The sequence below is a fragment of the Phenylobacterium sp. genome (assembly GCF_004799395.1).
In the GTDB taxonomy this organism is placed as follows: Bacteria; Pseudomonadota; Alphaproteobacteria; order Caulobacterales; family Caulobacteraceae; genus Phenylobacterium.
Map to the genome: position 1 here is coordinate 1 of NZ_SSMZ01000062.1, position 15270 is coordinate 15270.

The 15270-nt window shown below is 67.8% G+C and carries 18 protein-coding genes; 14 read left to right on the top strand and 4 right to left on the bottom strand.

Annotated elements, in window-relative coordinates; translation table 11 throughout:
* On the bottom strand, positions 1 to 1225 hold a 1225-nt coding region (locus E8A12_RS04130; protein ID WP_293366491.1), incomplete at its 3' end, for a peptidylprolyl isomerase.
* Between the two features lie 164 nt (positions 1226 to 1389).
* Here E8A12_RS04130 and tpiA point away from each other — a divergent pair.
* Positions 1390 to 2136 (top strand): triose-phosphate isomerase, encoded by a 747-nt coding sequence (gene tpiA, locus E8A12_RS04135; protein ID WP_293366492.1) that lies wholly within the window; start codon positions 1390 to 1392, stop codon positions 2134 to 2136.
* Here tpiA and E8A12_RS04140 read toward each other — a convergent pair.
* The gene (locus E8A12_RS04140) at positions 2120 to 2545 is read right to left on the bottom strand and encodes a VOC family protein (RefSeq protein WP_293366493.1); all 426 of its coding nucleotides are present in this window, start codon (positions 2543 to 2545) and stop codon (positions 2120 to 2122) included. The two genes, tpiA and E8A12_RS04140, sit on opposite strands and share 17 nt — an antisense overlap.
* A 41-nt stretch (positions 2546 to 2586) precedes the next feature.
* Complete coding sequence (locus E8A12_RS04145; RefSeq protein ID WP_293366494.1) at positions 2587 to 3126, bottom strand: GNAT family N-acetyltransferase; 540 nt, start codon at positions 3124 to 3126, stop codon at positions 2587 to 2589.
* Positions 3127 to 3276: 150 nt separating this feature from the next.
* Here E8A12_RS04145 and secG point away from each other — a divergent pair, with 150 nt between their 5' ends.
* The 6 genes from secG to E8A12_RS04175 all read left to right on the top strand — a co-directional run bounded on the left by secG (position 3277) and on the right by E8A12_RS04175 (position 7176).
* The gene (gene secG / locus E8A12_RS04150) at positions 3277 to 3714 is read left to right on the top strand and encodes a preprotein translocase subunit SecG (protein ID WP_293366495.1); all 438 of its coding nucleotides are present in this window, start codon (positions 3277 to 3279) and stop codon (positions 3712 to 3714) included.
* A gap of 77 nt (positions 3715 to 3791) precedes the next feature.
* Positions 3792 to 5432: a CTP synthase gene (locus E8A12_RS04155; RefSeq protein WP_293366496.1), complete on the top strand. Its 1641-nt coding sequence runs from the start codon at positions 3792 to 3794 to the stop codon at positions 5430 to 5432.
* 67 nt (positions 5433 to 5499) lie between these two features.
* Entirely contained in the window at positions 5500 to 5943 is a 444-nt protein-coding gene (locus E8A12_RS04160) for a DUF2214 family protein (protein WP_293366497.1), read from the top strand.
* 2 nt (positions 5944 to 5945) lie between these two features.
* Positions 5946 to 6323: an MmcQ/YjbR family DNA-binding protein gene (locus E8A12_RS04165; protein ID WP_293366498.1), complete on the top strand. Its 378-nt coding sequence runs from the start codon at positions 5946 to 5948 to the stop codon at positions 6321 to 6323.
* A gap of 72 nt (positions 6324 to 6395) precedes the next feature.
* Positions 6396 to 6578 carry a 50S ribosomal protein L32 gene (gene rpmF, locus E8A12_RS04170; protein WP_111515250.1) on the top strand — a complete coding sequence of 61 codons (183 nt, stop codon included), beginning with the start codon at positions 6396 to 6398 and terminating at the stop codon, positions 6576 to 6578.
* An 88-nt stretch (positions 6579 to 6666) separates the two neighbouring features.
* Complete coding sequence (locus tag E8A12_RS04175; protein WP_293366499.1) at positions 6667 to 7176, top strand: hypothetical protein; 510 nt, start codon at positions 6667 to 6669, stop codon at positions 7174 to 7176.
* A gap of 3 nt (positions 7177 to 7179) precedes the next feature.
* Here E8A12_RS04175 and E8A12_RS04180 read toward each other — a convergent pair whose 3' ends face one another.
* Positions 7180 to 7950 (bottom strand): enoyl-CoA hydratase, encoded by a 771-nt coding sequence (locus E8A12_RS04180; protein ID WP_293366500.1) that lies wholly within the window; start codon positions 7948 to 7950, stop codon positions 7180 to 7182.
* Positions 7951 to 8071: 121 nt separating this feature from the next.
* Between E8A12_RS04180 and eno the strand changes: the two genes are divergently transcribed.
* From eno to E8A12_RS04215, 7 genes are all read left to right on the top strand, one after another.
* The gene (gene eno, locus E8A12_RS04185) at positions 8072 to 9349 is read left to right on the top strand and encodes a phosphopyruvate hydratase (protein ID WP_293366501.1); all 1278 of its coding nucleotides are present in this window, start codon (positions 8072 to 8074) and stop codon (positions 9347 to 9349) included.
* Positions 9350 to 9365: 16 nt separating this feature from the next.
* Positions 9366 to 10553 carry a tetratricopeptide repeat-containing glycosyltransferase family protein gene (locus E8A12_RS04190; protein ID WP_293366502.1) on the top strand — a complete coding sequence of 396 codons (1188 nt, stop codon included), beginning with the start codon at positions 9366 to 9368 and terminating at the stop codon, positions 10551 to 10553.
* 66 nt (positions 10554 to 10619) lie between these two features.
* On the top strand, positions 10620 to 11843 hold the full coding sequence (locus E8A12_RS04195; RefSeq protein ID WP_293366503.1) for an MFS transporter: 1224 nt from the start codon (positions 10620 to 10622) through the stop codon (positions 11841 to 11843).
* A 54-nt stretch (positions 11844 to 11897) separates the two neighbouring features.
* Positions 11898 to 12194: a septum formation initiator family protein gene (locus E8A12_RS04200; protein WP_293366504.1), complete on the top strand. Its 297-nt coding sequence runs from the start codon at positions 11898 to 11900 to the stop codon at positions 12192 to 12194.
* 50 nt (positions 12195 to 12244) lie between these two features.
* On the top strand, positions 12245 to 13309 hold the full coding sequence (pdhA, locus tag E8A12_RS04205) for a pyruvate dehydrogenase (acetyl-transferring) E1 component subunit alpha (protein ID WP_293366505.1): 1065 nt from the start codon (positions 12245 to 12247) through the stop codon (positions 13307 to 13309).
* Complete coding sequence (locus tag E8A12_RS04210) at positions 13306 to 14745, top strand: pyruvate dehydrogenase complex E1 component subunit beta (RefSeq protein ID WP_293366506.1); 1440 nt, start codon at positions 13306 to 13308, stop codon at positions 14743 to 14745. The genes pdhA and E8A12_RS04210 overlap by 4 nt, the downstream gene beginning before the upstream one ends.
* Positions 14742 to 15179: a GFA family protein gene (locus E8A12_RS04215; RefSeq protein WP_293366507.1), complete on the top strand. Its 438-nt coding sequence runs from the start codon at positions 14742 to 14744 to the stop codon at positions 15177 to 15179. The genes E8A12_RS04210 and E8A12_RS04215 overlap by 4 nt, the downstream gene beginning before the upstream one ends.
* Positions 15180 to 15270 lie beyond the last annotated feature (91 nt).

Here is a 15270-nt window from a genome sequence, read left to right on the forward strand (position 1 = left end):
GCACGCCGGCCTTGGCCGCCGCGGCGGCCAGGTTCGCGCCGCCCTGGTGGGCGTCGTCATAGGCCTGGGTCAGCGCGTAGACCTTCTCGGAGGCCTGGTCCTTGCGGATCTCGGCTTCCAGGGCCGGCTTCACCTCTTCCAGCGTCACCGCCCGGCCGGGCGTGACCGAAACCACCTTCACGACCGCGATGCCGAGGTCGCCCTTCACCGTGCCGACCTGGCCCGCTGGCGTGGCGAATGCGACGGCGGCGACCTTCTTGTCGGGGATCGCGGTCTGCGGCTTGTTTTCATAGGTGATCGCCTCGACGCCGGCGGTCTTGGCGACGAGGTTCGGGTCGGCGCCGCCGGCCAGGCTCTTGGCGATCTGGATCGCCGAAGCGCCGTCCTTCGCGGGAACCTGGATCACGGTGCGCGTCTCAGGCGTCGACAGCGTATCCTTGCGGAAATTAAAGCGCTTTTGCAGTTCCGCCGGATCGATCGGTGAGTCTGCAGCCACCTGACTCGGCGAGAACTTCACGACGGTCAGGGTGCGGAACTCCGGCCGGGTGAGCTGGGCTTTGTTCTCATTCATCAGCTCGGTCAGCTGGGCGTCGGTGGGCGCGGCGGGCTGCGCCACGCTGGTGGGCTCGATGGCGAAATAGCCCAGGTCGCGGCTCTCAACGGTGAAGATGGCCGCCAGCGCCGCATAGGCGCGCGGCGTACGCAGGCCGGCGATCAAGCCGCTGGCGGCCTGTTGCTCGCTGATCTGATCGCGCATCTGACCTTCCAGCAGGGCCGGGGTCAGGCCGTTGTCGGCCAGCCTGCGCTGATAGGCATTCTTGTCGAAGCGCCCGGTCACCTGGTCGAAGAAGGCCGGGATCTTCTGGATCTCGGCGCCGATCAGCTTGTCGGCCGGGCGGATGCCCATCTTGGTCAGCGCCTCGGCAAAGGCCTCGCTGGTGGCCAGACCTTCAACCACCTGGCGGTCCAGGCCGTTCTCCGCGGCCAGCTCCGCCGAGATCGGGCGGCCGACCTGCTGCTCGACGCGGCTCTTGTAGCCGTCGAAGGCGCGCTTGAACTCAGCTGGCGAGATGCTGCGCGACCCGGCGGTGATCACCGCACTGGAGAACTTCGGCCGGAACGCGTCGCGGTTGCCGATCCCGAAGATGACGAAGCTGACGATGATCAGGCCAAACAGCACCTTGGCGGCCCAGGATTTCGCGAAGGCGCGAGTGGCGGAGAGCATTGAAACCCTTTCAGGAGCCTGCAACCGGTCGCAGGCGTGGGCGCCGGTATAGTGGAGGCCCCTTCATTCAAGCAAGCATGCGCCACCTCGCAAGCGCGTGACATCAAGCTCGGCTTGCCTTAACCGCGCCGCGCGGCGTCAATTCGCCAGCAAAGCGAGACCGAATGACCGTTCCGATTCCTCTGATCGCCGGCAACTGGAAGATGAACGGCTTGGCCGCATCGCTCGACGAAGCGCGCGCTGTCGCCGTGGGCCTCGGGACTTTCAGGGGCGGGCGCGTGGCGATCTGTCCGCCGGCGACCCTGATCGAGCGACTGAGCCGCGCGCTCGCCGGAGGCCCGGTGCTGGTCGGCGGCCAGGATTGCCGCGCCGAAGCCTCCGGCGCCTTTACCGGAGACATTTCCGCCGAGATGCTCGTCGACGCGGGCGCGAGCCTGGTGATCCTCGGCCACTCGGAGCGCCGGGCCGGCTACGCCGAAACGGACGCGGCGGTTGCGGCGAAGGTGGGGGCGGCGCTGCGGGCAGGCCTCGAGCCTATCGTCTGCGTCGGCGAGACCCTTGACCAGCGGCAAGCGGGCGAGGCGCTGGCCGTCGTGACCGAGCAGGTGAGGGGATCGCTGCCCGCGGAGTTGGCCACCGACGCCTTCGCCGTGGCCTATGAACCGGTCTGGGCGATCGGCACGGGGCTCACGCCGACGATCGCCGAGATCGAAGAGATGCACGTGGCGATCCGGGCGACCCTGCGCGAGATGTTCGGCGCGCGCAGCGACACGGTCCCAATCCTCTACGGCGGCTCCGTGAAGCCCTCGAACGCGGCGGAAATCCTCCGGGCGACCGAGGTCGGCGGCGCCCTGGTCGGCGGCGCTTCGCTGAAGGCCGCGGATTTCCTGGGGATCATCGAGGGGCTCTAGGTCGGCGGCCCTTCAGCTCGACGGTGTTGCCCTCCGGGTCGCGGACGTAAAGCGAGAAGCCGTCGCCGTCGGCGCCATAGCGCCGGCCCTCCTCGACGACCGCCACGCCATGGGCCGCGAGGTGCGCGCGAATCGCGGCCTCGTCGAAGGGACGGACCTGCAGGGCGAAATGATCGAGGTTGCGGCCCTCGGCGGCAGGGCCCGCGCCGCCCGTCCGGCCGAGCGGACCATCCAGGGTGATGAGGTCGATCATCTGCCGGCCCGCCCGAATGTGCGTCAGGCCCAGGTCCGGCCGGTCGCGATCGACGCTCAGGCCCAGCACCTCACCGTAGAAATCCAGCATTGCGGCCTTGTCCCGCACCCGCAGCACGATGTGGTCGAAGCCTTCGATGTGGATCGGGTGGGCCATGGGCGCCTTCGCCTTGTGCTTCGCAGATAGCGTGGCGCAACCTAGAGCAACAGGCCGAAGAGCCGGCAATCGCGCCGCTCTCCGTCACGCAGGACGTGGCCGCGGAGCATGCCTTCCTCCACGAACCCCAGCCTTTCCAGCAGCGCGTCGGAGCGGCGATTGCCCAGGTGGCTGCGGGCCAGCAGACGTCGCAGGCCGCTCGCCGCGGCGTAGGCCAGCACCGCCTGCATGGCCTCCAGCGCATAGCCCTGGCCCCAGGCGTCGCGGCCCAGCATGAAGCCCACTTCGGCGCGATGGTGCCGCCGGTCGATCTCGGACAGGTCGCAGGTGCCGATGAACCGGTCGTCGCCGAGCGCGTGCATGGCCCAGTAGATGGCCTGCCCCGACGCCATCTCCTCGACCTGGCCTTCGACGAGGTTCCCGATCACGTCGGGGTCGTCGATTTCCCCTATATCCCAGAAGGCCATCACCTCAGCGTCGGCCATCAAGGGAAAGATGTGCCGGCTGTCGGCCGCCACCAACGGCCTGAGCCGCAACCTCTGGGTCTCAAGGATCGGCAGTAGGCTCGGGTCGGGACTCATCGTCAGGCAAACGCTTGTCTGGGGACTGCGACGCCCTAGCTATGGCCTTGCGGCGGTCTCGGTGATAGAGCCCGCGCTTCATTTTGCTGGACGTTCCTGCAATTCGCCGCAGGTCTGACTGGCCGAACGCATAAAGACTAAAGAAGACCCATGCTGATTGGCCTCCTGCTCACCGCCCAGATCGTCATAAGCCTCGCCCTCATCGGCGTGGTGCTGCTGCAGCGTTCGGAAGGCGGCGGTTTTGTGGGCGGCGGAAGCCCGTCAGGCATGATGTCGGTGCGCGGCGCCGGCGACCTGCTCACGCGCACCACCTGGATCCTCGGATCCAGTTTCTTCGTCATCAGCCTGCTGCTGACCATCCTTTCGGGCCGGGAAAAGGGCGCCTCCTCGGTCGTCGACCGGCTGAAGATCGACAATGTCGATCCCTCGACGCTGAACCAGCCCAAGCCCTCGCGGCCGCCGGCCGGGACCGCCCAGCCGGGCAATCCGCAAAGCGCGCCGGTTCCGCTGCAGGCGCCCCAGCCCACGATCAACAATCCGTTCCTCGGCCAGCCGGCTCAGCCCGGTCCGGCCGCGCCGCCGCAATAGCCGTTTTGCTGGGGATTGTTGGGGTCCGGCGCCGATTGCGCCAGCGCGCCCGCGAATCGCTGCTAATCTGAACGCCCATGGCCCGGTACATCTTCATCACCGGCGGCGTGGTCTCCTCATTGGGTAAGGGTCTCGCGTCCGCCGCTCTCGGCGCGCTGCTTCAGGCGCGGGGCTACGGCGTGCGCCTGCGCAAGCTCGACCCCTACCTCAACGTCGATCCGGGCACGATGAGCCCCTATCAGCACGGCGAAGTCTTTGTCACCGACGACGGCGCCGAGACGGACCTGGATCTGGGCCACTACGAACGGTTCACCGGCGTCAACGCCACCCGCAACGACAACATCACCACCGGCCAGATCTACAAGACGATCATCGAGAAGGAGCGGCGCGGCGACTACCTCGGCGCCACCGTCCAGGTGATCCCGCACGTCACCGGCGAGATCAAAGACTTCGTGCTTTCCGATCCGGGCGAAGGCGTCGACTTCGTGCTGGTCGAGGTGGGCGGCACCGTCGGCGACATCGAGGGCCTGCCGTTCTTCGAGGCGATCCGTCAGCTGGGCCAGGAACTGCCCCGTGGCCACGCGTGCTTCATCCACCTGACCCTGCTGCCGTTCATCAAGACGGCTGGGGAGATGAAGACCAAGCCTACCCAGCACTCGGTGAAGGAGCTGCGCTCCATCGGCATCCAGCCGGACATCCTGCTTTGCCGCTGCGAGATGCCGATTCCGGAAGGCGAGCGGAAGAAGCTGGGCCTGTTCTGCAACGTGCGCCCAAGCGCCGTCATCCAGGCGATGGACTCGTCCAACATCTACGCTGTGCCGCTGGATTACCACGCCCAGGGCCTGGACGCCGAGGTGCTGGACGTCTTCGGGCTGAAGGACTCCGCGCCGGCCCCGGACCTGTCCCGCTGGGAGGCGATCTCACACACGCTCGCCCATCCCGATGGCGAGGTGAACATCGCCATTGTCGGCAAGTACACGGCGCTGACCGACGCCTACAAATCCCTGATCGAGGCCCTCGCGCACGGTGGCGTCGCCAACAACGTCCGCGTCAAGTTCGACTGGATCGAGGGCGAGGCCTTCGAGAACGACGAGCGGATGATCGGCGAGCGGCTGACCGGCGTGCACGGCGTGCTGGTGCCCGGCGCCTTCGGCGAGCGGGGCTCGGAGGGGATGATCCGTGCGGTGCAGTTCGCCCGCGAGCACGAGATTCCCTACTTTGGCATTTGCTTCGGCATGCAGATGGCGATGATCGAGGCGGCGCGGAATCTGGCCGGCATTCATCAGGCTTCTTCCACCGAGTTCGGCCCGACGTCTGAGCCCATCGTCGGCCTGATGACCGAGTGGGTTCGCGGCAACGAGAAAGAAGTCCGCGGGGAAGGCGGCGAACTCGGCGGCACCATGCGATGCGGGGCTTACGAGGCCGTGCTGACGCCCGGCAGCCTCGTCGCGCAGATCTACGGGACTCCGACCATCTCCGAGCGGCACCGGCACCGCTACGAGGTCAACATCGCCTACCGCGACGCCATCGAGCAGACCGGCCTGAAGTTCACCGGCCTATCGCCGGACGGGGTGCTCCCGGAGCTCTGCGAGCGCAGCGACCACCCCTGGTTCGTGGGCGTGCAATACCATCCGGAGCTGAAGAGCCGCCCGTTCGATCCGCACCCGCTGTTCGCCAGCTTCATCGGCGCCGCGCGCAACCGCAGCCGCCTAGTCTGATCTCGCCAGCTTGACGCTTCGCGGCGCAAGTGGGTTCCTCTCGCACCGTGAAGGGGGAGGTTCAGAAATGCTCGACCTGATCCTGGCGATCGCCCACCACATCCTGGTGTTCAGCCTGTTCGGCGTGCTGTTCGGCGAGCTGGTGCTGGTGAAGAAGGGCGTCGATCTGGCGACGGTGACCCGCGTCGGGCGGATCGACCTGATGTATGGCGTCCTGGCCGGGTTGATCGTGGTTGTCGGTTTCTCGAGGGCCATCTTCGCCGCCAAGGGCTGGCTCTACTATTCGCACAACCTGTTCTTCCACCTGAAGGTGGGGACCTTCATCGTGATCGGCCTGCTGTCGATTCCGCCGACACTCGCCTACATCCGCTGGCGCCGAGCCGGGGCCACGCCGACCGACGTCCAGGTGGCCGCAGCGCGGCGCTGGCTGTGGGCGGAGATGGTGCTCTTCGCCCTCCTACCGGCCTTCGCCGCCGCCATGGCGCGCGGCTACGGCGAGTTCCCCCCCTAGCCGTGGCGACGCCCGCCGCCCTGCGTCGGATCGCCATGACCTTCCCGGAGGCCTACGAGGACTTCCATCGCCGCCGCCCAGCCTTCCGGGTCCGCAATCGCATCTTCACGATGCTGGGCGTGACCGGAAATGGCGCCCTGTTTCCGGATCTCGCCGCGGAGGACATTGCGGTCCTGAAGCTGGATCGGGAAGACCAGCTGAACATGGCGGCCGCCTATCCGGATGCGGTCCGGCCGACCGAGACTTACGGCCACCATGGCTGGACTTACGTCCGCCTGCCATTGATCGACGAGGCGGTGCTGGCGACGCTCTTGCGACTGGCCTGGACTCACGTCGCGCCGAAGGCGCTCGTGTCGCGCTTGATCGACGAGGGGGTTTGAGGCATACACCCCGGCTCACGTGGCGGCCCCATTCGGCCGCCGCTCGCATTTCCACACCCGCGAGATACTCCGATGGCTGTTCCTAAACGCAAAACTTCGCCCTCGCGGCGGAACATGCGCCGCTCACACCACGCTCTGGGCGCCAATTCCTTCGTCGAAGACAAGGAAACCGGCGAACTGAAGCGTCCGCACCACGTCGACCTGAAGACCGGCATGTACAAGGGCCGCCAGGTCCTGACGCCGAAGGAAGACTAGGCGCCTGACGCCTACGATTTTTTGAAACGCCGGCCGCGGCTCGTGGCCGGCGTTTCTGATTCTGCGACCAGGCCTTAGGATCGCGGCCATGCTGGTGCGCCGCCTTGTCCTCACGGTCCTCGCCACGATGGCCGCATGCTCCGCGCTTGCCGCGTCCCCGCCGCTGACCGCCAACGGCTGGGGAAAACTCCGGATAGGAATGCGCGAGCGAGACGCCGCGAAGCTTTTCCATATGCGAATCCCGCGAGGAATCGGCCCCGACAGCTTTGAATGCCGCCAGGACGAGGTCCCCTCCCAGGAAGGAATGGCGGTGATGGCCCAGCGCGGCATCATCACCCGGATCACCCTTTCGGCGCCCAACCGCCTGCTCACGGATCGCGGTCTCGGCATCGGTTCGACGGAGGCCGAAGTCAGGCGGGCCTACGGACAAACCTTGAAGGTCATGACGACCCCCTACGAGGAAGAACCCGCCCACGACCTGACTTTCTGGGCGTTCCCCGGCAAGCGCGGCGTTCGATACGACACCAACATCGCGGGCTCGGTAGAGGCGATCTATGTGGGCAGTGACGCGATCAACCTGATCGAAGGCTGTTCCTGACGACTACTGCGTGCGGCCCCGCGCCTGAACAGCGGCGCGGCGCGCCTCGACCATCTCCGGCGTCACAGCGGCGTTGTGGATCACCGACCGCTCGTGCTCCAGGGTCAGGCCGTGACCCAGGTCGAGCGCATAGCCGTCGTCGATCATCGCCTTGTAGGTGACCAGCATGTCCGCTTCGATGCTGGCCATCTCGTGCGCCAGTTTGAGCGCCGTGGGCATCAGTTCCGCGGGCTCGACGACGCGGTTCACCAAGCCCCAGTCATAGGCCTGCTGGGCGGAGAGGAAGTTGCCGGTGAGTGAAAGCTCCTTGGCGCGGTAGGGTCCGATCACGCGGGAGAGCTTCTGCGACAGGCCCCAGCCCGGGGTGATGCCCACTCGCGCATGGGTGTCGGCGAAGCGGGCGTTGGTCGAGCAGATCAGCACGTCGCAGGCCAGCGCCACCTCGAACCCACCGGTGATCGCCACGCCGTTGATCGCGCCGACGATCGGCTTTGAACAGGCCAGCACCGCGCGCGTCGGATTCTCCGCCGGGTCGGTCGCATTGGCTGCGCCCATGCCGAGCGGATCGGTGGAGAGCTCCTTCAGGTCCAGGCCGGCCGTAAACGCCCGCTCGCCTGCGCCGGTCAGCACGATCACCTTGACCGCCGGATCGGCGTCCAGTTCCACGAACGCCTGCTGCAAGGCCGCCCGCAGCGCCTTTGAGAGCGCATTCATCGCCTCGGGCCGGTTGAGCGTCACCACGGCGACGGCGTCCTGGCGTTCCACAAGCAGCATCGGCGCCTCCAATTTTGGGGCATCAGCGGGACGGGCTGGGGGCAAGTCAAGTTGCCCCTAGGGCGGAAGCTGGCTAAGCCTCCCGCGCGCCCGAAAAACATAGAGTCTCCAGAGAATCCCCATGACCGAGATCGTCGATATCACCGCCCGCGAAATCCTCGACAGCCGCGGCAATCCGACGGTGGAGGTGGATGTGGTGCTGGAGGACGGCTCCATGGGCCGCACCGCCGTGCCCTCCGGCGCCTCCACCGGCGCCCACGAGGCGGTGGAGAAGCGGGACGGCGACAAGACGCGCTACGGCGGCAAGGGCGTGCTCGCCGCCGTCGATGCGGTCAACGGCGAGATCTACGATGCGCTGGCCGGCGCCGATGCCGAGGACCAGCGCCGTCTCGACAAGATGCTGATCGACCTCGACGGCACGCCGAACAAATCGCGCCTGGGCGCCAATGCGATCCTGGGCGTCAGCCTGGCGGCGGCCAAGGCGGCGGCGGGCTCGGCGGCGCTGCCGCTCTACAAGTACGTGGGCGGCGTCTCGGCCCGCGTGCTGCCGACGCCGATGATGAACATCATCAACGGCGGCGCGCATGCGGACAATCCGATCGACATTCAGGAATTCATGATCCTGCCGGTGGGCGCGGACACGTTCGCCGAGGCCCTGCGCATGGGCTCGGAGATCTTCCACGCGCTGAAATCTAAGCTGCACGCCGCGGGCCACAACACCAACGTCGGCGACGAGGGCGGTTTCGCCCCCAACATCGGCTCGGCCGAGGAGGCGCTGACCTTCATCATGCAGGCCGGCGAGGCGGCCGGGTACAAGCCGGAGAAGGACTTCGTCCTGGGACTGGACGCGGCCGCCAGCGAGTTCTTCAAGGACGGCAAGTACGTGGTGGCAGGCGAGGGCCTGACGCTGGATCCGGCCGGCATGGTCGATTACCTGGCCAAGCTGGCCGCCGGCTTCCCGATCGTGAGCATCGAGGACGGCTGCGCCGAAGACGACCTGGAGGGCTGGAAGCTCTTGACCGATAAGCTGGGCGGCAATCTCCAGCTGGTGGGCGATGACCTCTTCGTGACCAACACCAAACGGCTGGCCATGGGCATCGAGAAGGGGCTGGCCAATTCGATCCTGGTGAAGGTCAACCAGATCGGCACCCTGTCGGAGACCCTGGACGCCGTCGATATGGCCCACCGCAACGCCTACACGGTGGTGATGAGCCACCGTTCCGGCGAGACCGAGGACACCACCATCGCCGACCTGGCCGTGGCCACCAACTGCGGGCAGATCAAGACCGGCTCGCTGTCACGGTCCGACCGCACCGCCAAGTACAACCAGCTGCTGCGCATCGAGGAAGAGCTTGGCGACCAGGCGGTCTACGCCGGCCGGAGCGCGCTGAAGCGCTGAGCTCTGGGGCGACGCCATGCGCCTCACCAACGAGAACATCATGGCCGCCTTCCGCGAGGCGGCGTCCCGGCAGGCGGCGGGCGACCTGCCGTCCGCGGCGAGCCGATGGCGGGAGATCGTCGAGGCGGCGCCGGCCAGCGCGGAGGCCTGGCGGAACCTCGGCGACACCCTGAGCGGCCTCGAGGAATTTCTGGAGGCGGAGGCCGCGTACCGGCAGGCCGTCGCGCGACGTCCCGACGCGGTGTGGGCGCTTCAGGGGTTGGCGGGCTTTCTGCACAAGACCGGGCGCTGGCGCGAGGCGGAGTCGTACTATACGCAAGCGCTCGCCCAGGCGCCGGACGATGCCCGACTGCGGCTGAACTACGGGCACCTGAAGCTCGGTCTGGGCGATTTCGCCGTCGGCTGGCCGCTGTACGAAAGCCGCAAGGGTCTGCCAGGCCAGGGCGCGGACCCGCTGCCGTTGCCGGACGAGTGGCAGGGAGAGCCTGTAGCGGGACGGCGGCTGCTGATCTGGCCGGAGCAGGGCTTCGGGGACCAGATCCAGTTCGCACGTTACGCACTCGCGCTGCACGACCGGGGCGCGGACGTCACCCTGGTATGCCCGCCGGAACTCCAATCGTTGTTCGCCGGGCTGCCGGTCAAGGTCGTGGCGCGCGCCAGGGACACAACCTTCGCGCCGCCGGACCACTGGTGCCTGGCCCTTTCCACGGCCGGGCGCCTGGGCGTCACCCTCGCCGATGTGAACGGCGCGCCTTACCTGCGCGCGCCGGAGGCGTCCCGCCTCAAATGGGCCGGCCACGCCCCACCGAAGGCGGTGGGCATAGCCTGGCGCGGGCGCAGGTCGCACCCCAACGACATGCATCGCTCGCTTGCATCCGCCAACGTCCTGGCGCCGCTTCGCAAGGCGGGCGCCCGGTTCGTCGACCTGACCGAGCCGGTCGGCGACTTCGGCGACCTGGCCGCGATCATCGAGCAGCTGGACCTGGTGGTGAGCGTCGACACGGCGGTCGCACACCTGGCCGGCGCGATCGGCAAGCCGTGCTGGCTGATGCTGCCCTGGCTGCGTCAGGACTGGCGCTGGCTGCAGGACCGCGATGACAGCCCCTGGTACGCAGGCCATCGCCTGTTCCGCCAGGCGCCGGGCGAGGCCTGGCCCGCCGTGATCGAGCGCCTCGCCGAGGCCTGGCGACGGGAATTGGCCTAGCGGCGCCAATTGCGGCGGGCTCCGGAGCACGCCACTGTGCGCCCGGGCGGCAATGGGGGATTGGCGATGACTTCAGCTTCGACGACCGCCCGCGCATCGGCGGATTCCGCCGCGTTGATCCTAGGCCTGTGCTTCCTGACCGCGGTCTGCGAGGGCTTCGACGTCCAGGCCGCCGGTGTGACCGGGGCCGGCGTGGCGCACGCCTTCCATGTCGCGCCGAGTGCGCTCGGCTGGTTCTTCAGCGCCAGCAACATAGGCCTCCTGTTGGGGGCCGGTGTAGGCGGGCGGCTTTCGGACCGACTGGGACGGCGCTCGGTGCTGATCGCCTCGCTGTTTGTCTTCGGCGGCTTCTCCCTCGCCACGGCCACGGCCCAGGACCTGAATGCGCTGACGCTCTTTCGTCTGCTGACCGGACTTGGCCTCGGCGGCGCCCTGCCGAACGCGCTGGCCATCGCCGCGGACTACGGCGGACTGTCGCCGCGCAGCGGTCACATCGCCATCGGCTACTTCGGCATGCCTCTTGGCGGTGCGGTGGCCAGCGCCCTGACAGTGGTCCTGCCGGCGGACCATTGGCGCGAGGTCTTCGTCCTGGGCGGCGTCAGCCCGTTGGTCACCGCGGCCGGCGTCTGGCTCCTGATGCCCTCGGCTACGGGCAGGTCGGGCCTGGCGCACGGAATGGAGGCGCGACGTCCGGGCGGCGTCGTGGACGCCCTGTTTGGCGGTGGCCGCGCCGCCCGCAGCGTGGCGCTCTGGCTAGGCTTCCTGCTGATGGCGCTCGCGCTGCATCTGATGCTCAACTGGCTGCCGCTGCTGCTGCAAGCTCAGGGCCTTTCCAAGAGTCAGGCTGGACTCGCCCAGGTGGGCTTCAATCTGGGCGGAGCCGCCGCCGCGATCGCCACCGGCGTCATGATGGACACCGCCTGGCGACGGGCAGCGGTGGCCGCGGCGGTCGTCGCCCTGCCGGTGTTGCTGCTGGGAGTCGCCGCGCTCCATGGACCTGCGATCATGGGCCTGGCCATCGTCCTCGGCGGAGCGGTGCTGGCGGTCCAGGTTATCCTCTACGCGGTAGCGGGCGCCCTCTATCCGACGGCGGTTCGCGGCACGGGGCTGGGCATCGGCGTCGCCTTTAGCCGGGTGGGCTCTATCGCCGGTCCGGCCTTCGCTGCGGTATTGCTGGCCTCGGGCGGAAGCGCCGCCCAGGTGCTCACCGGCCTGTTGCCGATAGCCATCGTCGGCGGCGTCTGTGTCCTGGCGCTGGCCTGGCGCAGACCGCCCGAAGGGCTTGGTTAGCGGACCGTTAAGCATCCCGGCGCCATGAATTCCCCTCTGTCGCAGGGATTCGCCGTGCTCGCTCGTCTTCGCCCCTATCTGCCGACCGCGGCGCTGGCGTTCCTGATCTTCTACTTCGCGTTCCACGCCTTCACCGGCGACCGCGGCTTGCTGACCTCCAACCAGCGCGACGAGACCCTGGTCGCCAAGACACGCGAACTGGCACAGGTGCAGCGCCAGCGGCAGGACCTGGAGACCCGTGCGCGCTTGCTGCGCGACACCAGCCTCTCGGCCGACCTGCTAGAGGAAAGGGCGCGCTCCCTGCTAGGCTTCGCCGATCCGAGGGACTATGTGATCCGCATGAAGCCTTAGGGCCTGCTTGCGGGTTCTAGAGGTCTAGCGGACGGATCACGGAGATACGCATGGCGCGTGAGCAGACCGGCGCGGCCGGTCGGCGGAAAGCCAATGGCGCCGACAACCACAAGCCCTTCCGGGCAGGCGGCGACGACCCAAAGGACGGCGGAAAAGCCGAACTGCTGAAGCACTATCGCGACATGCTGCTGATCCGCCGCTTCGAGGAGCGCGCGGGCCAGCTCTATGGCATGGGGCTGATCGGGGGATTCTGCCACCTCTACATCGGCCAGGAAGCCATCGCGGTCGGCGTCCAGGCGGCGCAGAAGCCGGGCGACCAGGTGATCACTGGATATCGCGAGCACGGCCACATGCTGGCCTGCGGCATGGACCCCAAGGAAGTGATGGCCGAACTCACCGGTCGCGCCTCGGGCTCGTCGCACGGCAAGGGCGGCTCGATGCACATGTTCTCGACCGAGGCCAACTTCTATGGCGGGCACGGCATCGTCGGGGCTCAGGTGAGCCTGGGCACCGGCCTTGCGCTGGCCAACCGCTACCGCGACGACAAGCGGGTGGCGTTCACCTATTTCGGCGACGGCGCGGCCAACCAGGGCCAGGTCTACGAGAGCTTCAACATGGCCCAGCTCTGGGACCTACCGGTCGTCTACATCATCGAGAACAACCAGTACGCCATGGGCACCTCCATCGACCGCTCGTCGTCGGAGACCCACCTATACAAACGCGGCGCCTCATTCCGGATCCCGGGCGAGGAGGTCGACGGCATGGACGTGCTGGCCGTGAAGGCCGCCGCCGAGAAGGCCGCCGAACACGCCCGCTCCGGCAAGGGGCCCTACATTCTGGAGATGAAGACCTACCGCTACCGCGGCCATTCGATGAGCGATCCGGCCAAGTATCGCACCCGCGACGAAGTGGACGAGGTCCGCAAGACCCGCGATCCCATCGACCACGTCGAGGAGATGCTGGAGAAGAAGGGTTGGGCGGATGAGGCGATGCTGAAGGCCCTCGACGCCGAGGTGAAGCGCATCGTCGCCGACGCCGCCGAGTTTGCCCGCACCTCGCCGGAGCCGGATCCCAAGGAGCTCTACACGGACGTCTATACCGAGGTGACGGCATGACCGACGTCCTGATGCCGGCGCTCTCTCCGACCATGGAGGAGGGCACCCTCGCCAAGTGGCACGTGAAGAAGGGCGACAAGGTCAAGTCCGGCGACGTGATCGCCGAGATCGAGACTGACAAGGCCACCATGGAGGTGGAGGCCGTGGACGAGGGGACCGTCGAGGAGATCCTGGTGCCGGAGGGCACGGAAGAGGTGAAGGTCAACACGCCCATCGCGCGCCTCTCCGGCGAGGATGGCGCCTCGGCCTCGCCGCCGGCCGCCAAGGCGGAGGCGGAGCCCGCGCCCGAGGCCAAAGCCGAGTCGCCTGCGCCGGCGTCCCGCGCTGAGGCTTCCGGCGATCCCGAACGCAAGCCGCCGGAAGCTGACGCCAAGCCGAAACCCGAAGGCGAGGGGACCGCGCCGATCGCGCCGGTCCAGGCGCTCAAGGACCCGGATCTCCCCGAAGGGACCAAGCTGGTCAAGATGACGGTCCGCGACGCTCTCCGCGACGCCATGGCCGAGGAGATGCGCCGCGACAAGGATGTCTTCCTGATGGGCGAGGAAGTCGCCCAGTACCAGGGCGCCTACAAGGTCAGCCGCGAACTCCTGCAGGAATTCGGCGACAAGCGCGTGGTCGACACCCCGATCACCGAGTACGGGTTCGCCGGTCTGGGCGTCGGCGCCGCCATGGCCGGCCTGAAGCCGATCGTCGAGTTCATGACCTTCAACTTCGCCATGCAGGCCATTGATCATATTATCAATTCGGCCGCGAAGACGCTGTATATGTCCGGCGGGCAGATCAAGACATCCATCGTCTTCCGCGGCCCCAATGGGGCCGCAGCCCGCGTCGGCGCCCAGCACAGCCAGGACTACGCCGGCTGGTACGGCCATGTCCCCGGCCTGAAGGTGATCGCACCTTACGACGCGGCCGACGCCAAAGGCCTGCTGAAGGCCGCGATCCGCGACCCGAACCCCGTCGTCTTCCTCGAGAACGAGATGATGTACGGCCTGGAGTCCGACGTTCCGGAGGGCATCGACTGGGTCCTTCCGATCGGCAAGGCCAAGGTCCGCCGCGAGGGAACCGGCGTCACGCTCGTCGCCTATTCGCGCATGGTCGGCTTCTGCCTGCAGGCGGCCGAGAAGCTGGCGGAAGAGGGCATCGACGCAGAGGTGATCGACCTGCGCACCATCCGCCCGATGGACATCGGCACGGTCGTCGAAAGCGTCAAGAAGACCAACCGCCTGGTCACTGTCGAGGAAGGCTGGGGCCCGATGGGCGTCGGCGCCGAGGTTGCGGCCCGGGTCGTGGAACTGGCCTTCGACTACCTCGACGCCCCGCCGGCCCGCGTGCACCAGGAAGACGTGCCGCTGCCCTACGCGGCCAATCTGGAAGCCCTGTCGCTGCCCTCGGTCGACAAGATCGTGACGGCGGCCAAGGCGGTCAGCTACAAATGAGCGCGCCCGCTTCGTCTTCCCGCGAAGGCGGGGAAAGCCCCTTCACCTGGCATGCCGGCGGCTGCCACTGCGGCGGGGTGCGCTTCGAGGTTGCCCTGCCGCCGAGCGTCGAGGCCCAGACCTGCAACTGCTCCATGTGCGAGAAGACCGGCTTCGTGCATATCATCGTGCCGGAGAGCCGTTTCCGCCTCACCAAGGGCGCCGAGCGGCTGGCCGAGTACACCTTCAACACACGCGTCGCGAAGCACCTGTTCTGCGCCGATTGCGGCATCAAGGGCTTCTACCGCCCGCGCTCCAATCCCGATGGCTGGAGCGTCAACGCCCGCTGCCTGGACACGACCGAAGGGCTCGACCTGCGTATCGAGGCGTTTGACGGCCGAAACTGGGAGGCCAACGCCTCGGAATTGGCGCACCTCTCGAAGGAGCCGGCATGACCGAGCTCGTCGGCCACTGCCATTGCGGCGCTGTCCGCGTGGAGCTGACGACGGCTCTGGCGGTCGAGGATTTACCGCTACGGGCCTGCCA